19 protein-coding genes are annotated in these 21,943 nt (G+C 64.8%); 11 read left to right on the top strand and 8 right to left on the bottom strand.

Translation table 11 applies throughout. The features are described from left to right. Positions 1 to 119: 119 nt before the first annotated feature. The 5 genes from ACOJCM_RS17445 to ACOJCM_RS17465 all read left to right on the top strand — a co-directional run bounded on the left by ACOJCM_RS17445 (position 120) and on the right by ACOJCM_RS17465 (position 3,674). On the top strand, positions 120 to 1,538 hold the full coding sequence (locus ACOJCM_RS17445) for an RNA polymerase factor sigma-54 (RefSeq protein ID WP_445213335.1): 1,419 nt from the start codon (positions 120 to 122) through the stop codon (positions 1,536 to 1,538). Positions 1,539 to 1,646: 108 nt separating this feature from the next. Next, a complete protein-coding gene (gene hpf, locus ACOJCM_RS17450; protein WP_086509853.1) occupies positions 1,647 to 1,955 on the top strand; it encodes a ribosome hibernation-promoting factor, HPF/YfiA family in 309 nt (102 codons plus the stop codon). 6 nt (positions 1,956 to 1,961) lie between these two features. Continuing rightward, the gene (ptsN, locus tag ACOJCM_RS17455; RefSeq protein ID WP_445213336.1) at positions 1,962 to 2,432 is read left to right on the top strand and encodes a PTS IIA-like nitrogen regulatory protein PtsN; all 471 of its coding nucleotides are present in this window, start codon (positions 1,962 to 1,964) and stop codon (positions 2,430 to 2,432) included. Positions 2,433 to 2,482: 50 nt separating this feature from the next. Then, positions 2,483 to 3,433 carry an RNase adapter RapZ gene (gene rapZ / locus ACOJCM_RS17460; protein WP_445213337.1) on the top strand — a complete coding sequence of 317 codons (951 nt, stop codon included), beginning with the start codon at positions 2,483 to 2,485 and terminating at the stop codon, positions 3,431 to 3,433. Beyond that, a complete protein-coding gene (locus ACOJCM_RS17465; RefSeq protein WP_445213338.1) occupies positions 3,405 to 3,674 on the top strand; it encodes an HPr family phosphocarrier protein in 270 nt (89 codons plus the stop codon). Before rapZ ends, ACOJCM_RS17465 begins: the two co-directional genes overlap by 29 nt. A gap of 150 nt (positions 3,675 to 3,824) precedes the next feature. Here the strand turns inward: ACOJCM_RS17465 and pmbA are convergent, their stop codons facing one another. Then, complete coding sequence (pmbA, locus tag ACOJCM_RS17470) at positions 3,825 to 5,165, bottom strand: metalloprotease PmbA (RefSeq protein WP_445213339.1); 1,341 nt, start codon at positions 5,163 to 5,165, stop codon at positions 3,825 to 3,827. A 161-nt stretch (positions 5,166 to 5,326) separates the two neighbouring features. Here pmbA and yjgA point away from each other — a divergent pair, with 161 nt between their 5' ends. Then, positions 5,327 to 5,833 carry a ribosome biogenesis factor YjgA gene (yjgA, locus tag ACOJCM_RS17475; protein ID WP_445213340.1) on the top strand — a complete coding sequence of 169 codons (507 nt, stop codon included), beginning with the start codon at positions 5,327 to 5,329 and terminating at the stop codon, positions 5,831 to 5,833. A 159-nt stretch (positions 5,834 to 5,992) separates the two neighbouring features. On the opposite strand, the gene tldD is transcribed toward yjgA, so the two are convergent. The 7 genes from tldD to ACOJCM_RS17510 form a co-directional block, all read right to left on the bottom strand. Beyond that, positions 5,993 to 7,447, bottom strand: coding sequence for a metalloprotease TldD (tldD, locus tag ACOJCM_RS17480; RefSeq protein WP_445213341.1), 1,455 nt, complete (start codon positions 7,445 to 7,447; stop codon positions 5,993 to 5,995). Continuing rightward, positions 7,444 to 11,274 (bottom strand): YhdP family phospholipid transporter, encoded by a 3,831-nt coding sequence (locus tag ACOJCM_RS17485; RefSeq protein ID WP_445213342.1) that lies wholly within the window; start codon positions 11,272 to 11,274, stop codon positions 7,444 to 7,446. Before ACOJCM_RS17485 ends, tldD begins: the two co-directional genes overlap by 4 nt. A 7-nt stretch (positions 11,275 to 11,281) precedes the next feature. Then, positions 11,282 to 12,745, bottom strand: coding sequence for a ribonuclease G (gene rng, locus ACOJCM_RS17490; RefSeq protein WP_445213343.1), 1,464 nt, complete (start codon positions 12,743 to 12,745; stop codon positions 11,282 to 11,284). Between the two features lie 53 nt (positions 12,746 to 12,798). Further along, positions 12,799 to 13,395 (bottom strand): Maf family protein, encoded by a 597-nt coding sequence (locus ACOJCM_RS17495; protein WP_445213344.1) that lies wholly within the window; start codon positions 13,393 to 13,395, stop codon positions 12,799 to 12,801. A gap of 10 nt (positions 13,396 to 13,405) precedes the next feature. After that, on the bottom strand, positions 13,406 to 13,897 hold the full coding sequence (gene mreD / locus ACOJCM_RS17500; RefSeq protein WP_445213345.1) for a rod shape-determining protein MreD: 492 nt from the start codon (positions 13,895 to 13,897) through the stop codon (positions 13,406 to 13,408). After that, complete coding sequence (gene mreC, locus ACOJCM_RS17505) at positions 13,897 to 14,772, bottom strand: rod shape-determining protein MreC (RefSeq protein WP_445213346.1); 876 nt, start codon at positions 14,770 to 14,772, stop codon at positions 13,897 to 13,899. The genes mreD and mreC overlap by 1 nt, the downstream gene beginning before the upstream one ends. Positions 14,773 to 14,903: 131 nt before the next feature. After that, complete coding sequence (locus tag ACOJCM_RS17510) at positions 14,904 to 15,941, bottom strand: rod shape-determining protein (protein ID WP_104201758.1); 1,038 nt, start codon at positions 15,939 to 15,941, stop codon at positions 14,904 to 14,906. Between the two features lie 178 nt (positions 15,942 to 16,119). On the opposite strand from ACOJCM_RS17510, the gene gatC reads away from it, so the two are divergent. From gatC to ACOJCM_RS17535, 5 genes are all read left to right on the top strand, one after another. Continuing rightward, a complete protein-coding gene (gene gatC / locus ACOJCM_RS17515; protein ID WP_445213347.1) occupies positions 16,120 to 16,407 on the top strand; it encodes an Asp-tRNA(Asn)/Glu-tRNA(Gln) amidotransferase subunit GatC in 288 nt (95 codons plus the stop codon). 80 nt (positions 16,408 to 16,487) lie between these two features. Next, the gene (gene gatA, locus ACOJCM_RS17520; RefSeq protein WP_445213348.1) at positions 16,488 to 17,948 is read left to right on the top strand and encodes an Asp-tRNA(Asn)/Glu-tRNA(Gln) amidotransferase subunit GatA; all 1,461 of its coding nucleotides are present in this window, start codon (positions 16,488 to 16,490) and stop codon (positions 17,946 to 17,948) included. Beyond that, positions 17,948 to 19,402 carry an Asp-tRNA(Asn)/Glu-tRNA(Gln) amidotransferase subunit GatB gene (gene gatB, locus ACOJCM_RS17525; RefSeq protein WP_445213349.1) on the top strand — a complete coding sequence of 485 codons (1,455 nt, stop codon included), beginning with the start codon at positions 17,948 to 17,950 and terminating at the stop codon, positions 19,400 to 19,402. The genes gatA and gatB overlap by 1 nt, the downstream gene beginning before the upstream one ends. Before the next feature lie 49 nt (positions 19,403 to 19,451). Beyond that, positions 19,452 to 20,003, top strand: a complete 552-nt coding sequence (locus ACOJCM_RS17530; RefSeq protein ID WP_445213350.1) for a cupin domain-containing protein — start codon at positions 19,452 to 19,454, stop codon at positions 20,001 to 20,003. 233 nt (positions 20,004 to 20,236) lie between these two features. Continuing rightward, on the top strand, positions 20,237 to 21,931 hold the full coding sequence (locus tag ACOJCM_RS17535) for a methyl-accepting chemotaxis protein (protein ID WP_445213351.1): 1,695 nt from the start codon (positions 20,237 to 20,239) through the stop codon (positions 21,929 to 21,931). Positions 21,932 to 21,943 lie beyond the last annotated feature (12 nt).

The following is a 21,943-nucleotide window of genomic DNA, read 5'->3' on the forward strand; positions in this document are numbered from 1 at the left end:
GCATATACTGTAAAGGCATGAATATTGCCGATGGCATGCTTATTGCAGAGCTTATCCTTGCAAGTCATCGCCCGGCGGTCTAGGGTAGAGCTTCCCCGGCAGATGAGCCCGTTATCCTCATGGCCATGAAAGCATCCTTGCAACTACGGGTCGGCACCCAGCTGACCATGACACCGCAACTGCAGCAGGCTATCGCCCTGCTGCAGCTCTCGACACTCGACCTGCGTCAGGAGATACAGCAGGCGCTCGAGTCCAATCCCATGCTGGAGCTTGACGACGGCTTTGGCGAACAAGCGGTCGGCCAAGCCGAGAGCGACGACTGGGCCAGTGAAATCCCCAGCGAACTGTCTACCGACAGCGACTGGACGGATACCTATCCCGATCATGCCATGAACTCAGGCAGTAGCGGTGAAGGACCGGATTTCGAACGCCAGGCGTCGGGGCAGACACTCGCCGGCCACCTGATCTGGCAATTGGCGATGACCGATCTGAACGAACGCCAGCGCCAGATCGCTGAAAGCCTGATCGATGCGGTCGACGGCACGGGCTATCTGGCCCAACCGCTGGAGGAGATTCGCGACGGGCTGCGCCAGCAGGGGCTCGAAGGGCTGCCGACCCGTGAAGTCGAGCAGATACTACTGCGCCTGCAACAGTTCGAGCCTACCGGCGTCTTCGCTCGCGACCTGCGCGAATGCCTGATGTTGCAGTTGGCCACGCTGCCCGACGATACGCCTCTGCTACCTCAGGCGCGGCGCCTGGTTCGACAATTCCTCGAGGCACTGGCAGCCGATGATCGCCGCCTGCTCAAGCGCCGCCTGGGGCTTGACGACGAGTCACTCGACGATGTCATCGCCCTGGTGCGCTCGCTGGACCCGCGCCCGGGCAGCGCCTATGCCGAGGTCGGCAGCAATTACATCACGCCGGACCTGATCGCCTATCACGATGAGTCGGGCTGGCGTGTGGAGCTCAATGCAGAGGCGCTTCCGCGGCTGCGCATCCAGCCCGACTACGTTGCCCTGGTGCGGCGCGCGGACAAGAGCCAGGACAACCAGTTTCTCAAGGATCACCTGCAGGAGGCACGCTGGCTCATGAAGAGCCTGGCGAGCCGCAACGATACGCTGCTGCGCGTCGGGCGCGAAATCATGGCACGCCAGATCGACTTCCTCGAACAGGGCGAGGAAGCCATGAAACCGCTGGTGCTGGCGGACATCGGCCAGGCGGTCGACATGCACGAGTCGACGATCTCTCGGGTGACGACACAGAAGTTCATCCACACGCCCCGTGGCGTCTTCGAGTTGAAGTACTTCTTTTCCAGCCAGGTCGGCGGCAACGGTGACGGCGATGCTCACTCAAGCACGGCCATCCGCGCCCGAATTCGCAAGCTGATCGCCGACGAACCGCCACGCAAGCCGCTCTCCGACAGCCGCTTGGTGGAACTGCTGGCCGACGATGGCATACAGGTGGCACGCCGGACCGTTGCCAAGTATCGTGAAGCACTGGGAATCCCTTCCTCGAGCGAACGCAAGCGTTTTCGCTGAGCCCAGAGCGAAGCGTTGACGCCGGGCAAGGCCTTCGTTCGGAGGGGTTTGCAGGGAGGCAAAAAGGGTTACAATCGTACTACCACACGAAGGACGAAGGAGCTTGTCATGCAAGTCAACATCACCGGCCATCATGTTGAGCTGACCGATTCGCTGCGTGACTATGTGAGCGAAAAGCTGAACCGCGTCCAGCGACATTACGACAATATCACCAATGTTCAGGTCACCCTCTCCATCGAGAAGGAGCGCCAACAGGCCGCCTGTACGCTGCACGCCGCCGGTGCCGATCTGCACGCCGAAGCTTCCGATCCCGACATGTACGCCGCCATCGATGCGCTGACCGACAAGCTCGACCGCCAATTGGTCAAACACAAGGAAAAGGCCCAGGCCCGCGCCCAGGGCGCCGGCATTCGCTGAGACGCCATGACACTGGAAACCATCCTGCCCCCGGAGCGTGCCCTGTTCGACGTTCCCGGGGGCAGCAAAAAGCGGGTGCTGGAGTTCTTCAGCACTTTCATTGCGCAGAACACCCCGAGCCTCGACAGCCAGGAGGTCTTCGGCAGGTTGATCGGTCGCGAGCGGTTGGGTAGCACCGGCATCGGCAATGGCGTGGCTATTCCGCATGCGCGCAACCCTCACTGCCATAGCCCGGTAGCCGCCTTCCTCAAGCTGGCCGAGCCCATCGACTTCGATGCCATCGACGGCGAGCCGGTGGACCTGGTCTTCGTGCTGCTGGTACCCGAGGAAGCCGACGACACGCATCTGTCGCTGCTGAGTCAGGTTGCCAGCGTAATGAACGATTCCGAAACACGTGCGCGGCTGCGCAAGTGCAAAAGCCAGCGTGAACTTCACCAGGGCCTCATCGAGGCCATTCGACGACACTCTTCGGCCTGACCCCTCCTCCCTAGACGCCGCTCGGCCAGCCCCTGATCAGGAGAAACGCCATGCAGCTTGTGATCATCAGCGGCCGTTCAGGCTCCGGTAAGTCGATCGCACTGCAAGCGCTCGAGGACATCGGTTACTACGCCATCGATAATCTGCCGGCGATGCTGCTCGGCTCTCTTGTCGAGGAACTGCGCCATGCACCCTCGATCCAGAACTCGATTGCCGTGAGCATCGATGCCCGCAATCTGCCTCACGCCCTGGAGCGCTTTCCACGTCTGCTGGAGGAACTGCGCAACAAGCAGGTCGACTGCCAGGTCATCTATCTGACCACCGATGCCCGCATTCTGCTCGAGCGCTATTCCGCCACCCGTCGCCGCCACCCGCTGACTCGCGGCCGGGACATGACCCTGAACGAAGCCATCGAGTCGGAAGACACCACGCTGAGCGACATACGTAACCTGGCGGATCTGGTCATCGACACATCGCGGCTGTCGGTCCACGACCTGCGCGGCCGCATTACCGAGCAGGTGGCCAGCCACCGTGCCGATCAGCTGACCCTGACGGTGGAATCGTTCGGTTTCAAGGGCGGCGTGCCACTCGATGCCGATATCGTGTTCGATGCCCGTTGCCTGCCCAATCCGTACTGGGACCCGCGACTGCGCTCGGCTACCGGGCGGGAGCCCAGCATCGTGGCGTTTCTGGAGCAGTATCCCCTGGTTCATCAAATGCTCGACGACATAACCGCCTGGGTCGACCGCTGGCTGCCGGCGTATCGCGACACTCACCGCAGCTACCTGACCGTTGCCATCGGTTGTACCGGGGGTCAGCACCGCTCGGTGTACCTGGCCGAGCGCCTGGCGCATCACCTGGCACGTCAGCAGCCTGACGTGCGGCTGCGCCATCGTGAACTCGGCATCCATACTCCGTTTACCTCAGCGCAGGAGCTGACCGGCCCATCGTCTGAACGCAAGGATTCTGAGCGTGCCCAGCCGCAAGCTGACGCTGAATAACAAACGCGGCCTTCACGCCCGCGCTGCCACCAAGCTGGTGCAGTGCTGTCAGCCCTTCGATGCACGTGTCATCGTCAGCCGCGGGCCGCAACAGGCCGATGCCAGCAATATAATGGCACTGCTGATGCTGGGCGCCCCGTGCGGCACCGAGCTGGAGGTCAGCGCCGAGGGAGAGGAGGCCGAAGCGGCGCTGGAGGCCATTGAAGCCCTGTTCGACGCCCGCTTCGAAGAGGATTATTAGGAAATAGAGGAATGGCTGCCATTCGGCCATGCAGCGCTGAAGCCCGCTTCGCAATGCTCGTTTAGGTTCCCTAAATTCCGCTTGCTCATCGGGCTTCGCCTGTCCATCGCTCGCTCATTCCCGCCGATTCTGCGGTAAGGCATATCCGGTTCAGCTGCCGGCCACGGTCATTTCGTCGATCAGCCAGCTGCCGGTATGGATGCTGCCGCGAGTATCAATGTCGTTGCCTACGGCCTGCAGCCCCTGGAACATCGCCTCGAGGTTACCCGCGATGGTAAATTCCTCGACCGGATATTGTATCTGGCCGTTTTCGACCCAGAAGCCGGCGGCACCACGCGAATAGTCGCCCGTCACGCCATTGACCCCCTGCCCCATCAGCTCGGTGACCAGCACGCCACGCCCCATCCTGGCGAGTAACGCTTCACGTGAACGCAACGGCGCCATGATGCGCAGGTTGCGCGCGCCACCCGCGTTGGCGGTAGTCTGCATGCCGAGGCGACGCGCACTGTAGGCCGAGAGCATGTAACTGGACAACCGGCCATCTTCGATGAAGACGTTGTCACGGGTTTGCACACCGTCCCCATCGAACGGCGAGCTGGCCATGGCACCGCGTTCCATGGGCCGCTCTCCCAGGCTGAACCAGCCGGGAAACAGCGGCTCGCCCAGCCGGTCGCAGAGAAACGAGGCCTGGCGATAGAGCGATCCTCCGGCGATGGCGCTCATCAAGTGACCGACGAGGCCGCTGGCCACGCTGGCATCGAACATCACCGGCAGGCGCCCCGTGGCCGGGCGACGCGCTCCCAGACGACTCAGGGTGCGCTCGGCAGCACTCTTTCCCACCGCCTCGGCGTCCCGCAGGTCGCTGGGGTTGCGCGCGCTGGTGTAGTCATAGTCGCGCTGCATGCCGTTCTCGTCCTCGGCGATCAGCATGCAGGAGAGCGAGTGGCGGCTGCCGCGCTGGCTGCCCAGAAAGCCATGGCTGTTGGCATAGACCCGGACGCCTTCGCCACTGGAGAGCGAACCTCCCTCGGATTGTCGGATACCAGGCTCGGCCAAACCGGCCGCCTCACAGGCCAGCGCCAGCTCAATAGCCTGCTCGGTAGAGAGTGGCCAGGGGTGGTGCACATCGAGATCGGGCAGCTCGGTCGCCATCAGCTCCGGGTCGGCCAATCCTGCAGCGGGATCCTCACCGGTGTACAACGCAATGGCCATGGCCTTTTCCACGACCTCACGGATCGAGGCTTCCCCAGCATCGGTGGAAGATGCGCTGCCCTTATGTCCACGCAAGTAAACCGTGACGGCAACCCCCTGGTCGCGGGAGAGCTCGACGGACTCCACCTCCCCTTCGCGCACACTGATGCCTATCCCCTGATCGACGCTGGCCCCCACCTCACAGGCATCGGCTCCCAGGTGTCGGGCCAGGGCCAGCGCCTGCTCGGCACGCGATTCCAGCAGGGCTTGCTGGGCGGCGGCATCGAAAGCCTTGCTCATGTTCATCTCCCTCGTTCACCGGCCGTACCGGTTTGCGTACTGATCGCTTCCCGCCGCGGGGAAACACTTCCCCTGGCAGCGGACTGGTATACTGCTGTCATTCGAGCCTAATCGCTTCTCGATGGCCAAGAAACTTTCGACTTCCACCAATTGGATTCGGCATGACCCAGGATATCCCCTCTTCCGCTGACGAAAGACCCAGCAAGTCCCAGCTCAAGCGCGAAATGCACGCGCTGCAAGCGCTGGGGGAACAGATCATCGCCATGACGCCCACCGAGCGAGCACGTTTTCCGCTGTCGGATGACATGCTGGCCGCGGTGGAGGAAACCTCCCGCATCCGCTCCCACGAAGGGCGCCGGCGCCACATGCAATACGTCGGCAAGCTGATGCGGCGCGAGGACCTGGAAGCGATCCAGGCCGTGTTCGACGAGATCGAGCTGGAGAACCGCCGCCGCGACCTGGCCTTCCATCGTCTCGAAAAATGGCGCGACCGCCTGATCGACGAGGGCGATGGGGCTGTCGAAGCCTTCGTCGAAGAGCATCCCGACGTCGATCGCCAGGCGCTGCGCCAGCTCATTCGCAACGCCAAGAGCGAACGCGAGCGAGGCAAACCGCCGGCCAATGCGCGCAAACTGTTCAAGCTGATCCGCGATACGGCGGGACTGTGAAAACGCAAGAGCAGATCAGAGCCTGCCACTGATCGCCTGACTTAACGGGGCCGCGGCGGCAGGCTTTCGAGAAGGCGCTGCAACCCCTTCCCTGGGCGCTCCCTACGCCCTGAGCCCTCGCCGCCGATAAAGGCACCCTCACGAAATCCTTTGCATCACTCAGGAGGCGGTCCCGCCTACCGTAAGCTCATCCAGCTTGAGTGTCGGCTGCCCCACCCCCACCGGCACGCCCTGCCCCTCTTTCCCGCATACGCCAATACCGGTATCCAGTTCCAGGTCGTGCCCGATCATCGACACCCGCCCCATCGCCTCGGGCCCGTTACCGATCAATGTCGCGCCCTTGACCGGTACGGTGACCCTGCCGTCCTCGATCAGGTAGGCCTCGCTTGCCGAGAACACGAACTTGCCCGAAGTGATGTCAACCTGGCCACCACCGAAGCTGACCGCATAGATGCCGCGCTTGACGCTCGCCAGGATATCGGCCGGATCATCCTGGCCGGCCAACATGTAGGTATTGGTCATGCGCGGCATCGGCATGTGAGCGAATGACTCGCGCCGGGCATTGCCGGTGGGCTTCATGCCCATCAGCCGGGCATTGAGCTTATCCTGCATGTAGCCGGTAAGGATGCCGTCCTCAATCAGCGGGGTGTACTGGCCCGGCGTACCCTCGTCGTCCACGCTCATCGAGCCGCGACGGTCGGCCAGGGTGGCATCGTCCACCACCGTGACACCGGGCGCGGCCACGCGCAGCCCCATGCGTCCGGCGAAGGCCGAGCTGCCCTTGCGGTTGAAATCCCCCTCGAGGCCGTGCCCGACCGCCTCATGCAGCAAGATACCGGGCCAGCCGGGACCGAGCACGACCGGCATCTGACCGGCGGGGGCATCGACGGCGTCGAGATTGACAAGGGCCTGGCGCACGGCTTCCTTGGCGAAGCGCTCGGCAACGTTGTCGTCGCGTAGCCGTGACATGGCATAGCGGCCTCCGCCGCCGGCACTGCCGCGCTCGCGGCGGCCGTTCTTCACTGCGATGACGCTGACGTTAAAGCGCACCAGCGGGCGCACATCGGCCGCCAGGGAGCCGTCGCTGGCACGCACCAGCACGACTTCGTGCACGCCGGTCAGCGATGCGCTGACCTGACGGATAGCCGGATCAGCAGCACGCGCTACCCGGTCGGCCTGCTTCAGAAGCGCGATCTTTTCCTCCGCCGAGAGCCCCGACAGGGGATCGATCGAGGCGTAGCGCAACGTCGTCCGGCTCACGACCCGCGAACCGGCCGACAGGGTGGCGCCGCTGCGGACGATACCCGCAGCCGTACGCCCCGTTTCGGCCAGGGCATCGACGGTGATCTGGTTGGAGTAGGCGAAGCCGGTCTTTTCACCGGCCATGGCACGCACCCCGACGCCCCCGTCGATGTTGTAACCGGCCTCCTTGACTTCTCCATCTTCGAGAACCCAGCTTTCATGCCAGCTCCGCTGAAAGTAGAGGTCGGCGTAGTCGATGCCGGGCGCCAGCACATGGCCTAGGCCGTCGTCGAGCGAGTCGATGCCCAGCCCACCGGGATGCAGGAGAATCTCGGCGGCGGTATCGAGCAGTGCGGTGGAAGATGTCGTCATTCGGCGGTTTCCAGTGTGATGTCCGGCGAGGTCCAGGGACCGCGCACGCGATAATGGATTCGAGTGACCTGGTCGAGGGCGCTGCCAAACAGCTGGTTGGCAATGTATAGAGCGCCGCCCACCACCGGCGCACCAGCGATCACGGCGGCAAGCGGCAGACTACTGCTGACTGGCACTGTGACGCCCAGGCGCTGGTCCAGTTCCCTGCGGGCGAGATCGACGGTACCGTCCAGCGTGAAAGAGGTGGCCGGACCATCGATCCTGACCGGGCCGTTGGTTTCCAGTACACCCCCATACAGGGTAGCCGCCCCGACCACTTGGTCGAAAGCCGTGCCCTGGCCGGTCACGTCGGAGAAATCCATGCGCAGGCGGCGTAGCAGGTTGTCGACGTTGAGCAAGCCCACCAGACGCGCCGTGGTCGACTCGAGATTGACGAAACGGCCTTCGCGCAGTTCCACGTCGATACTGCCGCGTGATCGTGCCAGGGCGAACTGCCAGGGCGGGCCCGGCCAGGCGAGTTGGCTGCGTACGCGAGTTTCATCACTGGTAATGGATACCGGCTGGCCGAGGCGCTCCAGGGCGGTACCCAGGTCGCCCCCATCAAGGTCGATGCGTGAACGCGTCAGGCTGTCGCCTGGGCCAGCGGACTCCCAGACGATTTCACCCCGCGCCGTAACCTGACCCAGCGTCAGACCCAGGGGAGCCAGCGTGAGCCGTTGCGCGCCCCCCTCCCAGTAAGCGGTCAGCGGGCCGATCTCTCGCCCTTGGTAAAGTATCCCGGCAAGGCGCAGACGGCCATTGGGCATGTCCGCGGTCCAGTCGGGAAGAGGCGTCGGGTCGGGCGGTACATCGAGATCTTCCAGCAGGTTGCCGGCCCCTTCCGTCTGGGCAGGCAACAGGCCATCCAGGGTTACCCTGTCGATATCGATATCAAGCGGCGCGGCAAGATCAGGGCGGTAATCGAGGCGACCCTCGAGCAGATCGCCCTGAAGGGCCACACGCCAGCCTCCTTCGTCGTGCGGGCGCGCTTCTGCCGTCATTATCCCCTGGCACTCCTGGCGTAACACGAGGCAGGCGGTCTCCACCCGCAAGCGCTGCAATGGTGAGGCGTCGTTATCTTGCGTCGGCGCCCCGCCGGAGAGCAGCGGCGCCAAGGCCTCCCCCCACAGCAACGGGTCGAGTTGCGAGTGGTAGAGGGTGCCCGACCAACCCTCATGCGCTGGCCACTCGGGAGAATCCGGCAACCGCCCCAGCCAGAACTGTCCCTGCCCAAGGTCGGACCACGGCAAGCCTCGCCAGCGCAGGCGCGCGTCGCCGCCCAGTTCGGCTTCGACCCGCTGCTGATCCAGATCGGCCGTCACCCACAGCGGCCGAGCCTCGTCCTGCGCCTTGCCCAGCGGTGCCGGCAAGTCGATGGCCACGCCCTGTAGATTGCTGTCGAAGCGGAAGGTAGTGCGCTCCTCGCCGAGCGAGAACCGGCTTCGCCAGGGCAGGCGTCCCGAGACTTTTGTGCCTAGATCGGCAAGATCGAAGCGTTGTAGCACTCGCGCCACCTCGAAAGCGCCGTCGAGCTCAATGTCACCGGCCAGGGTGTCGATGTCCGCATTGAACGGGCCGCCGAATAGGCGTGCCTCCAATTGGCCCTCGAGGCCGCTCTCGTCATCACGTTGACGCCAGGCAAGCGGTCCCTGCACATTGTGCCAGTTGACGTCCAGCGGCAAATAGACCAACCGCTCCATGTCCACATCGGCATCGAGATCGAGCCGAAAGCCCTCTTCCTGACCGAGGCGTGTGGTCAGGTCGAGCCGACCTTCCGCGCGGCCCTCGCCGCGCCAGTCTGCCACCTGCTCCATGCCATCGACGGGGATCGCTTGAAGGTAGCGGCGCAGGGCATCGCCATCCGCTGCCAGATCGCCCGTCACCCGCAACACATCGTCCTCGATGGTGACTCGCCCTTCGGTGCCCTGGACGCCCAGACTTTCGGCATGCCGCACCACGGCGTCTAGGCTGCCGATGCCGGCGCGCAGCTGCCCCTCGAGCGATTCGATGACCGGCCATTGCGGATCGAACGGCAGCCTGCCCTCCTCGATTTCCAGGTCGAGCTGCAAGCGGGGCTCGACGCCACTGCCACCCCGCCGCAAGGGCAAGTGGAGGCGCAGCTCGCCGGAAGGCACGCGCCCGGCCAGGCCTGCGGCCAGCCAGGCGTCCAGCTCTTCTCCCAATACATCGGCAGGCAACCAATCCATCAGCGGCCTTTCCAGGGCATCCACGTCGCGGAAGCGCAGGTCGAGCCCCAGGCCGCCGTGTACGCCGCCTCCGATCGCCAGGCCGAACCCCCCCTCGACCTCGGCTCCCTGCCAGCCCGCCATGAGGTTGCGTCCGCTGACGAAGGTACGTGGCCCCTCATAGGTCCAGCGCACCTCGCCGCTGGCATGGGAGAGTTCCATCGGCGCCTCGTAGAGCTGCGGCAATTTCAATACCGGCTCGCCGACCCCGACAAACTCGACACGCCCTGTGAGATCGCGCGCTTCGACCCAGGCGTCCAGCGGGCCGCCTCCCGGCACCTCATCCCAGGGCTCCACCTCGACCTGATGCACGGCCGCCTGCGCCAGCCACTCTCCGTTGCGCCGCCCCACGGCCAACCCGGACACCAGGCCGCGGGGCTCCAAGGCATCGATGGTGCGCACCAGACCTTCCGGCAGCAGGATGCGCTCACGCCAGGCGGCGAGCGAAGCCAGCTCGAACTGGCTGGTGGTCAGCCACCAGCCGTCACCGTCATGGCGAAGATGCCAGAAGTGCGGCAACGCCGGCTCCTGCTCGCGCTCCAGTTCATGGGGCTCCGCCCAGTCGGCGGCTGAAGCATCGCCCTGCAGCCACGCTTCCCAGCCCTCGTCGTTGCGCAGCCATTGACCGCGCGCCCGGAACGGCTCCAGCACGATCGGCTCGTCGTCGCGGCGCAGCGCCAGGCGAGGAATGTCGGCATCGACCCGGGCATCTGCCAGCTCACCGCGATGCCAGCGGCCCCAGAGCGTGACGTCTCCGTCAGCATCCACCAGACGCAGGGGGTCGTCAGGGGTGAAGACCTCAACCAGATCGATCAAGGTGTCGAGCTTCATCTCCGCCTGGAGCGCGGCGCTGAAGTCGCGAAAGCCGGCCGGCCCCGGCAAGACTTCCAGTGCGGCCTGCAACGAGGCCTCCTGCTGTCCCTCGAGATGCACCTCACCCTCGAGATGGGCACGCCGTTCGTCGCCGGTGAGCAGCAGGCGAGGCGCCAGCATGTCGACCCGGCGCTCACTCCCGTGCAGCACCAGCCTGACGTCCTCGACCCAGGCACGCTGACGCAGCAACAGCCCCATCCAGGAATCGAGCTGTTCCAGCTCGAATTCGCCCTCGAGCAGTTCCGGGGGGATGCTGGCCGGGTCCGGCCAGTGCCAGCCACCCTGCTCGTCCTGATACAGGTGCAGCGTCAGGCCGCTCAGCTGCGCATCCTCCACCAACGGCACCCCGGTCCGCAGGCTGGCAACGGTACCGAGGCGCAGGCGGACATGCTCGACCTCGAGCAGCGGCAAGCCGGCCTCGCCCTCATGGGTGCTCAGCGTGAGGCCTCCCGCTTCGACCAACGGGTCGAGTCGAGCGAATCGCGCCTCCAGCTCGCGCAGCTCCACCGCGGCGCCGGTGCGCGCCTCGAGCAGGCGCTCGAGGCGAGGCGCCAGGTGGTCGGCCTGGGACAACGCCAGCCGCAGTGCCAGCAGCAGCAGCGCAACCAATGCCAGCAGCACGGCGACAAGCGTAAGGATCCAGCGGCCTACCTGACGGGACGGATGCATCGGCCGCTCACATCAGCACGATATCGTACTGCTCCTGAGAATAGTGGCCTTCAACCTGGAAGCGAATGGTCTTGCCGATGAAGGCTTCCAGATCGGCGACCGCCGCGGACTCCTCGTCGAGCAGCCGGTCCACCACCGGCTGGGAAGCCAGAACCATGTAGGTTTCGGCGTTGTAGGCGCGCTCCTCGCGCAGGATTTCGCGAAAGATCTCGTAGCAGACCGTCTCGGCCGTCTTCAAGGTGCCACGCCCGCTACAGGTCGGACACGCCTCGCACAAGGTCTGCTCCAGGCTCTCACGAGTCCTCTTGCGGGTCAGCTGCACCAGCCCCAGCTCGGTGACACCGGTGCACTTGGTCTTGGCGTGGTCGCGCTCGAGCGCCTTTTCGAGTACCCGCAGCACCTGGCGTTGATGCTCCGGATCCTCCATGTCGATGAAATCGATGATGATGATGCCGCCCAGGTTGCGCAGGCGCAGCTGGCGGGCGATGGCGTTAGCCGCCTCGAGGTTGGTCTTGAAGATGGTCTCCTCGAGGTTGCGATGCCCCACGTAGCCACCGGTATTGACGTCGATGGTGGTCATCGCCTCGGTGGGGTCGATCACCAGATAGCCACCGGACTTGAGCTGTACCTTTCGACCCAGCGCCTTCTGAAGCTCGTCCTCGACGCTGTAGAGGTCGAAGATCGGTCGCTCGCCGGGATAATACTCGATACGCGCAGAGGAATCGGGCATGAACTCCTCGGCGAACTCCAGCAGCTTGACGTAATTCTCCCGCGAATCGATGCGCACCTTCTCGATCTCGTCGCGCATCAGGTCGCGCAGCGTACGGATGAACAGCGGCAGGTCGTCGTAGATGACGCTGGGTGCCGGGGCCGTCACCTTGCGCTCGCTGACCTTGCGCCACAGGCGCAGCAGGAAGTGCATATCGGCAAAAAGCTCATCCTTGCCCACGTTTTCCGCCGCCGTACGCACGATGAACCCACCGGTGATTTCGATTTCCTGCTCGCTCTGGCACTGCTCGAGGAGTTCGCGCAGACGCTCACGCTCGCGCTCGTCCTCGATGCGCTGGGAGACACCATGATGGGGGGAGTCAGGCATGTAGACCAGATAGCGGGACGGCACCGAAAGGTGCGTCGTCAGGCGCGCGCCCTTGGAAGCGATGGGATCCTTGGTGACCTGGACGACGAGGGCCTGCCCCTCGTGGAGCAGCTGACCGATCGACGCCTGCTCCTCGGGCGGCGTGCCCGGCGGCATCACTTCGTGGGCATGGATGAAGGCCGCACGGTCGAGGCCGATATCGACGAAAGCCGCCTGCATGCCCGGGAGGACTCGCACCACGCGGCCTTTGTAGATATTGCCCACGATGCCGCGGCGCCGCGTACGCTCGATCAGCGCCTCTTGCAGCACGCCGTTCTCCACCACCGCCACACGGGTTTCCATCGGCGTCAGGTTGATCAGTACTTCGCCGCTCATGCGGAAATCCTTGTCCAGTTCAGTCTTCGCCGCATTATGACATAGAGCCGCGACTAGGCAGCACCCTTCCACAGCGGCACGCCTTGCCGCGCCAGCAGCCGAGCCGTCTCGAACAGCGGCAGACCGACCACCGCCGAATGGCTGCCCTCGATGCGCTCCACGAAAATCGCCGCCAACCCCTGAATGGCATAGCCCCCCGCCTTGTCGGCCGGTTCTCCGGTGGCCCAGTAGGCGGCCATCTCTTCTTCGGCAATCTCGCGCAGGCGGACCCGGGTCGTTGCACACGCATCGAGCAGGCCTGCCGGGCCCGTGACGGCCACGCCGGTCAACACTTCGTGGCTGCGCCCGGACAGCATGCGCAACATGGATAACGCTTCGGCCTTGTCGGCGGGCTTGCCGAGAATGCGGCCGGCGCAGACCACGGCGGTATCCGAGCCCAGTGTCGGCAACGACGAGAGGCGTCCGCCCGCCAACGCCTTCTCGCGAGCCAGACGCAGGACATACGCCTCGGGCCGCTCGCCTGGCCGCGGGGTCTCGTCGATATCCACCGGCCTGACCTCGACCGCGACGCCAATGCTGCCAAGCAGCTCGCGGCGACGCGGCGAGGCCGATGCCAGGCAGAGGACGGGAGTTTGGGGGAGTTCGGTCATGCGTCGCGCCTCAGTCTCTTTCCGCCAAGCGCCGCTCGAAGGCCCGGAACATGGTCGCCAGCCACGGCCACAGCGCCGCACCGATCAATGAGGGCAACAGGAAGGCGAGGTGAATTGAGAAGGGGCCGAACAGGGTGCGCAGCCACTGCTCGACCAGTTGGGCCAGGCCCAGCAGCACCAGGATCAGCAACGATTGCTGGAGCAGGGAATAGGTGCGAAAGCGGGGATAGACCAACGCTGCGAGAAAGGCCAGCAGCGACAGGGTCAACGCGTTCTGCCCCAGCGGCGCCCCTTCGATGAGGTCAAGCAGGAAGCCCAGCACGAAGCCATGGAAGACGCCCACGCGGTCGGGGGTCGACATGCACCAGTAGATGAGCATCAGCCCCAGCCAGTCGGGACGCCAAATCTGCCAGCCCTCGGCCAGCGGCATCACCTGCAGGCAGAGCGCCAGCAACAGCGTGAGCCAGACCCACGGCAGGGCCGTTTGCGGTCCGCTCGGCATCAGTCCACTTCCTCTGTCGCTGATGCCGTATCAATAACGTCATCGATCTTTTCAGGCAATTCACGGTCCCACATCGCTTCGTCGGGCACCGGCGGCGGCTCGGGCGGAAAGATCAGCAGGAAATGGCGCGAGCGCTCCAGGCGAGCCACGGGTTCGGCAGATACCCGCGCGAACGGCTGCCCCGGATCGTGGACCACCTCGGTTACCCTGGCCACCGGGTAGCCAGGCGGGAAGCGACCGGCCAGCCCCGAGGTCACCAGCAGATCCCCTTCGCGTACATCGGCCGTGTCCGGCACATGCATGACGCGCAGGGATTCGTATTGGCCGCCACCCTGCAGCACGAAGCGCAGACCGTTGCGATTGATCTGTACCGGGAGCGCATGGCTGGCATCGACCACCATCAATACCCGGCTGGAATAGGCCGAGACGGCCGTCACCTGCCCCACCAGTCCCGAGGCATCGATGACCGGCTGCCCCACGTGGACACCGTTGCGACGACCGCGGTCGATCACCATCTGGTGGGTGAACGGGTCGGCATCGAGGGAGAGCAGTTCGGCGGTGATGTAGGATGCCTCCGGCCGCGGTGCAGCATTCAGCAACTCGCGCAGACGCACGTTTTCCGCTGTCAGACTCGACATGTGCTGGACCCGATGGGAGAGGTGCAGGACCTGCTCGCGCAGGCGGCGATTCTCTTCCACCAACGCACGCTGATCGGAAAGGGCCAGCGAGCCCCAGGTGAGCACGTCGCTGGGCAGGGCGACCAACCACTGGATCGGCGCCACGATGGTGGTGAGCTGCGCACGCACCTCTTCCATCCGGGTAAAGCGATGATCGACGAACATAAACGCGGACGCGGCCACCGCACAGATCAGCATGCGGTAGCCAGGCACAGAACCGTGCGAGAACAGCGGTTTAATAGACGTCCCCCCCGCACCGGGCGCAGCACACCAGCTGGCAATATCTGTTCATACGTCGATTCGCACTGGTAGGCGGCCTTGCGGCAGCGTCAGTCGCTCGAGAGCAGCTCGAAGGTATGGCGATCAATCATCTCGAGTGCCTTGCCGCCCCCGCGCGCCACGCAGGTCAGCGGATCCTCGGCGACAATAACCGGCAGGCCGGTTTCCTCGGCGATCAGCTTGTCCAGGTCGCGCAACAGGGCACCACCACCGGTCAGCACCAGGCCGCGCTCGGCAATGTCGGAAGCCAGCTCCGGCGGAGATTGCTCAAGCGCACTCTTGACCGCGGCGACGATCGAGGAGAGCGTTTCCTGCAGGGCGTCGAGAATCTCATGGGAATTGAGGGTGAAGCTACGCGGAATGCCTTCGGCCAGGTTGCGCCCACGCACGTCGATCTCACGCAGCTCGCCACCAGGATAGGCGCAGCCGATCTCCTCCTTGATGCGCTCGGCGGTGGCCTCGCCGATCAGGCTGCCGTAATGACGGCGCACGTAGGCGGAGATGGCTTCATCGAAGCGATCGCCACCGACCCGGATCGACTCGGAGTAGACCACGCCGTTGAGCGAGATGATGGCGATCTCAGTGGTACCGCCACCGATGTCCACCACCATCGAGCCCTGGGCATCGTCAACGGGCAGGCCGGCGCCGATCGCGGCGGCCATGGGTTCCTCGATCAGGAAGACTTCGCGGGCACCGGCGCCCTCGGCGGACTCCTTGATCGCCCGTCGCTCGACCTGGGTCGACATGCAGGGTACGCAGACCAGCACCCGCGGGCTAGGCGTCAGGAAAGTGCTCTGGTGAACCTTGCGGATGAAGTGCTGGAGCATCTGCTCGGTGACGGTGAAGTCGGCGATGACGCCATCCTTCATCGGCCGAATGGCCGTGATGTTGCCCGGCGTGCGGCCCAGCATGCGCTTGGCGTCGGCGCCAACTGCGGCCACGCTGCGCATGTTGCCGGACTGGCGAATGGCCACCACCGACGGCTCATCGAGCACGATACCGCGACCGCGAACGTAAATCAGTGTATTGGCCGTACCCAGATCGATGGAAAGATCGCTGGAGAACAGCCCCCTCAAGCGTTTGAACATGGACGTCGTTACCTAGTGCAGACCGGGAGCAGTGCGGAGGCAAACGGTATCATTGCCGCCTCCATGCAGCAAGCGAGATGGCTCCGCCCCAGGCGCGAGAAGAGTGCCCGACAGGCCTCGGATATGGTACCTTTTCCTGCTGTTCATAACACTCCATCCGTGCGAGGACACTCAGCTCATGGCGCTTGAACACGCAGACGTGCAGCGGGCCGCCCACCTGGCCCGACTCGGCCTGACCGACGACGAGGCCGCCCGTTACGTGGACGATCTTGGCCGCATTCTCGAGATGGTCGACCAGCTCCAGGCACTTGACACCGACGGCGTCGCCCCGCTGGCCCATCCGCTCGACGTCACCCAGCGCCTGCGCGCCGACGAAGTCACCGAGGGTGACCAGCGCAGCCGCTTCCAGCGCTGCGCCCCGGCCGTCGAGAACGGACTCTACCTGGTTCCCCGCGTCGTCGAGTGAACCTGGCCGGCCGACCCGGTCGCCAGCCAACCAGGATCCGCCTTCTTCAACCACGGCACGCCTTCATGGAGCCATGCCGCATGCATGACAAGACCCTTGCCGAACTGACCCGTTCGCTCGAAGCCGGTGAGTTCTCCAGCCGCGAACTGACCCAGCACCTGCTGGGCCGCATCGACCGTCTCGACGGCACGCTCAACAGCTTCATCACCGTCACCTACGACCAGGCCCTGGCCGACGCCGATACCGCCGATGCCGCCCGCGCCGCAGGCAAGGCCGGCATGTTGACCGGGTTGCCGCTGGCACTGAAGGACATCTTCTGCACCCGGGACGTGAAGACCAGCGCCGGCTCACGGATGCTGGACAACTTCATCGCCCCCTACGATGCCACCGTGGTCGAGAAGCTTGCCGCCGCCGGCACGGTGAGCCTGGGCAAGACCAACATGGACGAGTTCGCCATGGGCTCATCCAACGAGAACAGCCACTACGGCCCGGTGAAGAATCCCTGGGATCTCACCGCAGTGCCCGGCGGCTCCTCAGGCGGCAGCGCCGCGGCGGTGGCTGCCGGCCTGGTGCCGGCCGCCATCGGCACGGACACCGGCGGCTCCATCCGCCAGCCCGCCGCCTTCTGCGGCATCACCGGGCTCAAGCCCACCTACGGCCGGGTGTCTCGCTACGGCATGATTGCCTACGCCTCGAGTCTCGACCAGGCCGGCCCCATGGCTCGCTCCGCCGAGGATTGCGCCCTGCTGCTGGCCGCCATGGCCGGCCACGACCTGCGCGACTCCACCTGCGTGGCGCGCGGCGTACCCGATTACACCGAGGAGCTCGATACCCCCCTTGCAGGGCTGAAGATCGGCCTGCCCCGCGAATACTTCGGCGATGGCCTGGATCCGCAAGTCGAGGCAGCGGTACGCGATGCCATCAAGGTCTTCGAGTCGCTCGGCGCCAACGTGCGCGAAGTGAGCCTGCCCCACACCCACTACGCGATACCGGCCTACTACGTGATCGCTCCCGCGGAAGCCTCGTCGAACCTGTCGCGCTTTGACGGCGTCCGTTTCGGCCACCGCTGCGACAGCCCCGTCGACCTGATCGACCTCTACAAGCGCAGCCGCGCCGAGGGCTTCGGCGACGAAGTCAAGCGCCGCATACTGATCGGCACCCATACCCTTTCCGAAGGCTTCTTCGACGCCTACTACAAGAAGGCCCAGCAGGTGCGTCGCCTGATACGTCAGGACTTCCTCGACGCCTTCGAGGAAGTCGACGTGCTGATGGGCCCCGCCTCCCCTACCCCGGCCTTCGACCTGGGGGCCAACAAGGACCCGGTATCGATGTACCTGCAGGACATCTACACCATTGCCATCAATCTGGCGGGCATACCCGGCATGAGCGTGCCGGCCGGCTTCGTGGGCAACCGCCCGGTAGGCCTGCAGATACTGGGCAGCCATTTTACCGAGGCACGCCTGCTCAACGTCGCCCATCAGTTCCAGCAGGCTACCGATTGGCACCGTCAACGCCCCGCCTTCGCCGAGGAGAAAGCCTGATGCAATGGGAAACCGTGATCGGGCTGGAAGTTCACGTCCAGCTCGCCACCCGCTCCAAGATATTCTCCGGTGCCTCCACTGCCTTCGGCGCCGAGCCCAACACCCAGGCGTGCGCTGTCGACCTGGGCCTGCCCGGCGTACTGCCGGTGCTCAACGAGGCTGCGGTGGCGATGGCGGTGAAGTTCGGCCTGGCGATCCATGCCGAGATCCCCGAGGTCTCGATATTCGACCGCAAGAACTACTTCTACCCGGACCTGCCCAAGGGCTACCAGACCAGCCAGATGTATCAGCCCATCGTGGGCGCGGGCGTGGTCGAGATCACCCTCGAGGACGGCACCACCAAGCCGATCCGCGTCCATCATGCGCATCTTGAGGAAGATGCCGGCAAGTCGCTGCACGAGGACTTTCACGGCATGACCGGCGTCGATCTCAACCGCGCCGGCACGCCGCTGCTCGAGATCGTCTCGGAGCCCGACATGCGCTCGGCGAAGGAGGCCGCCGCCTACCTCAAGGCGATCCACTCGATCGTCACCTACCTGGGCATTTCCGACGGCAACATGGCCGAGGGCTCGATGCGCTGCGACGTCAACGTCTCGGTGCGCCCCCAAGGACAGGAGGCCTTCGGCACCCGCGCCGAAATCAAGAACGTCAACTCCTTCCGCTTCGTCGAACGTGCCATCGCGTTCGAGGTGGAGCGGCAGATCGAGCTGCTGGAGGACGGCGGCAAGGTCGTGCAGGAGACCCGACTGTTCGACCCTGAGCGCGACGAGACACGCAGCATGCGCACCAAGGAGGAAGCCAACGACTACCGCTATTTCCCCTGCCCCGACCTGCTGCCGGTGGTGCTCGACCAGGCCTACATCGACCACCTGCGCGACAACCTGCCGGAGCTGCCCGCCGAGAAGCGTTCCCGCTTCGAAAACGAGCTGGGGCTCTCCGCCTACGACGCCAGCGTGCTCTCCGCCACCCGCGAGATGGCCGACTACTTCGACGAAGTGAAGGATGTCTGCGGTGATGCCAAGCAGGCCGCCAACTGGGTCCAGGGCGAACTGGCGGGCGCTCTGAATCGCGAGGGGCTGGCGATCAAGGACAGCCCCGTGTCGGCCCGCCAGCTCGGCGAGCTGATCGTGCGTGTGATGGATGACACCATCAACGGCAAGGCTGCCAAGCAGGTCTTCCAGGCGCTGTGGAACGGCCAGGGCGCGAACGCCGACGACATCATCGAGGCCCAGGGGCTAAAGCAGGTTACCGACACCGGCGCCATCGAGGCGATGATCGACCAGGTAATCGAAGACAGCCCGGCCCAGGTGGCGCAGTACCGCGATGCCGAGCCGGACAAGCGCGGCAAGATGATCGGTTACTTCGTCGGCCAGGTCATGAAGGCTTCGCGCGGCACTGCCAACCCCCAGCAGGTCAATGCACTGCTCAAGCAGAAGCTGGACGACCTCTGCTGAGCCTGTCGGGGTGCCGTTGCCGGCGGCGCCCGCCTGGAAGGAGACTGGCATGTCGGACGATGTCGGCACGCGCCTGCGTGCTCTGCGCAATCTGCGAGGCATTTCCCAGCGTGAGCTGGCCAAGCGCTGCGGCGTGACCCACTCGAGCCTGTCGCTCATCGAACAGGGCAAGGTCAGCCCTTCGGTCAGCTCGTTGAAGAAGATTCTCGATGCTATCCCCATCAGCGTCGGGGACTTCTTCACCATGGACATGGAGAGTCGCAACCAGGTCTTCTATTCCGCCGACGAGTTGACCGACGTCGGGAGTGGCGAAGTCATCTACAAGCTGGTCGGCGCCAATCGCGCCAGCCGCGCGCTGGCCTTCATGATCGAGACCTACCCAGCCGGTGCCGACACCGGCCGCGAGATGATCGCCCACCAGGGCGAGGAGGCCGGCGTGGTGCTGGAAGGCGAGATCGAGATCACCATCGGCCCCGAAACCCGCCTGCTCGGCCCCGGTGAAGCCTACTACTTCGACACTAACGTTCCCCACCGTTTCCGCAACCCCAGCGGTGTGCCCTGCCGCCTGGTGAGCTGCTGCACGCCGGCGCGTACCTTCTAGCGACTGTCGCGATATAACCCCTGCCTCCTATTTGTACAAATTTCTTATACCTTTCTTAGGGAAAGGTTTCTTTGCTTCCATTTTTTCCAGACATTGGCGGGTTCGGCGTGCCTATTAACCTGATAGTCATATTGCTCTTGTACACTACATGTACAAGTTTTAGAGTGTGGCTTGTACAATAAATGAAGCATCCGGAGGCCAACCCCTCCACGCCACGCACAAGGAACCACACCATGAAGGCACTCTCCGCCAGCCTTGCCCGACTCGGCATCCGCACTCGCCTGCTCGGCGGCTTTTCCATCGTCCTCGCCCTGATCGTCCTTCTGACCGCCATCGGCATCGTCCAGGTCAACCGCATCGACCGCAGCCTGACAACCATCAACGACGTCAATGGCGTGAAGCTGCGTCACGCCATCGACTGGCGCGGTAGCGTGCACGACCGCGCCATCCTGCTGCGCGACATGACCCTGGTCGAAACGCCGGAAGCGCTGGACTCGCTGCAGCGCGACTACCAGGCCCTGGCCGATGACTACCAACTCGCAGCCTCCGCCATGGACGACCTCACCGCGGAGAGTGTCACGGCACGAGAGCGGGAACTGCTGGCTGCCATAGAGCGCCAAGCCGATACCACCCAACGCCTGGCGGGGGAGGTCATGCAGCGACGCCAACAGGGGGATCTCGCTGGCGCCAGGGAGCGGCTGCTCGACGCTGCCGGTCCGGCCTTCTTCGCCTGGCTCGATACCATCAATGCCTTCATCGATCATCAGGAAGCCGAAAGCGCCGCCGACACCCTTCTGGCCCGCGACACCGCTTCCGGCTTCCAGTTGCTGATGCTGGTCCTGTGCCTCGCGGCGCTGGTCGTCGGTGGTGGCATTGCCTATCTGCTCGCCCGGCAGCTGCTGAGGGAGCTGGGTGCCGAGCCGCATGAGGTCCGCGCTTTCGCCGAAGCGATCGGCCGCGGCGAACTGGCCACGGCGGGTCGCCTGCGCCGGAATGACGAGCGCAGCATCATGGCCGCTCAGGTGGTGATGGCACGCCAGCTGCAGGAAATCGTTGCCCAGGTCCGGGCCGCCGCCGAAGCCGTGGCAGGCAACAGCGAGCAGATCGCCGAAGGCAATACCGATCTCGCCTCACGCACCCAGCAGCAGGCCAGCGCCCTGACCCAGACCGCTTCGGCCATGGAGGAACTCAACGGCACGGTAATCCAGAACACCGAGAACGCCGGCATGGCGAGCCGTGAAGCGGAGAACGCCTCGCAAACGGCACGCCAGGGCGGTGCAGCGGTGGAACAGATGGCCTCGACCATGAATGAACTCGATACCAGCGCTGGCGAGATCGCCAGCATCATCTCCACCATCGACGATATCGCCTTCCAGACCAATATCCTCGCCCTCAATGCCTCGGTGGAGGCGGCGCGGGCAGGCGAGCATGGCCGCGGCTTCGCCGTGGTCGCCGCCGAGGTGCGCAAACTGGCCCAGAAGAGTGCCGATGCCGCCAGCGAGATCAGCGAGCTGATCAACAGCAACATCGAACGCGTCAAGAACGGCAACGCCCGGGCAGCGGAAGCACGTCATGCCACCGAACAAATCGTCGAGGCAATCGGTCGCGTCAGCCAGTTGATGCGCGAAATCAGCCAGGCGAGCGTAGAGCAGAGTGCGGGGGTTCAGGAGGCCGGTACCGCCGTGGCCGAGATGGACCGAGTCACCCAGCAGAATGCTGCCTTGGTGGGCGAGAGCGCGACCGCTGCCGACAACCTGCGCCAGCATGCGCGCCAGTTGATGACGGCCATGGCGGCCTTCCAGCTACCGACAGGTGCTCATCAAAACGTCGGCTGGAGGGAGGCGACACCCCAGCCGGCAATGCCGCCCATCTTGCGCCAGCTGCCGTTGGCGGAGAGGAGACCTGAACCCGAATGGGCGAGCTTCTGAATCGTCCGACGC

The sequence above is a fragment of the Billgrantia hypersalina genome, assembly GCF_052584175.1.

Coding starts and splice junctions, on each gene's coding strand:
- ACOJCM_RS17445 (WP_445213335.1), top strand. CDS start 120: ATGGCCATGAAAGCATCCTTGCAACTACGGGTCGGCACCCAGCTGACC.
- hpf (WP_086509853.1), top strand. CDS start 1,647: ATGCAAGTCAACATCACCGGCCATCATGTTGAGCTGACCGATTCGCTG.
- ptsN (WP_445213336.1), top strand. CDS start 1,962: ATGACACTGGAAACCATCCTGCCCCCGGAGCGTGCCCTGTTCGACGTT.
- rapZ (WP_445213337.1), top strand. CDS start 2,483: ATGCAGCTTGTGATCATCAGCGGCCGTTCAGGCTCCGGTAAGTCGATC.
- pmbA (WP_445213339.1), bottom strand. CDS start 5,165: ATGAGCAAGGCTTTCGATGCCGCCGCCCAGCAAGCCCTGCTGGAATCG.
- yjgA (WP_445213340.1), top strand. CDS start 5,327: ATGACCCAGGATATCCCCTCTTCCGCTGACGAAAGACCCAGCAAGTCC.
- tldD (WP_445213341.1), bottom strand. CDS start 7,447: ATGACGACATCTTCCACCGCACTGCTCGATACCGCCGCCGAGATTCTC.
- ACOJCM_RS17485 (WP_445213342.1), bottom strand. CDS start 11,274: ATGCATCCGTCCCGTCAGGTAGGCCGCTGGATCCTTACGCTTGTCGCC.
- rng (WP_445213343.1), bottom strand. CDS start 12,745: ATGAGCGGCGAAGTACTGATCAACCTGACGCCGATGGAAACCCGTGTG.
- ACOJCM_RS17495 (WP_445213344.1), bottom strand. CDS start 13,395: ATGACCGAACTCCCCCAAACTCCCGTCCTCTGCCTGGCATCGGCCTCG.
- mreD (WP_445213345.1), bottom strand. CDS start 13,897: ATGCCGAGCGGACCGCAAACGGCCCTGCCGTGGGTCTGGCTCACGCTG.
- mreC (WP_445213346.1), bottom strand. CDS start 14,772: ATGCTGATCTGTGCGGTGGCCGCGTCCGCGTTTATGTTCGTCGATCAT.
- ACOJCM_RS17510 (WP_104201758.1), bottom strand. CDS start 15,941: ATGTTCAAACGCTTGAGGGGGCTGTTCTCCAGCGATCTTTCCATCGAT.
- gatC (WP_445213347.1), top strand. CDS start 16,120: ATGGCGCTTGAACACGCAGACGTGCAGCGGGCCGCCCACCTGGCCCGA.
- gatA (WP_445213348.1), top strand. CDS start 16,488: ATGCATGACAAGACCCTTGCCGAACTGACCCGTTCGCTCGAAGCCGGT.
- gatB (WP_445213349.1), top strand. CDS start 17,948: ATGCAATGGGAAACCGTGATCGGGCTGGAAGTTCACGTCCAGCTCGCC.
- ACOJCM_RS17530 (WP_445213350.1), top strand. CDS start 19,452: ATGTCGGACGATGTCGGCACGCGCCTGCGTGCTCTGCGCAATCTGCGA.
- ACOJCM_RS17535 (WP_445213351.1), top strand. CDS start 20,237: ATGAAGGCACTCTCCGCCAGCCTTGCCCGACTCGGCATCCGCACTCGC.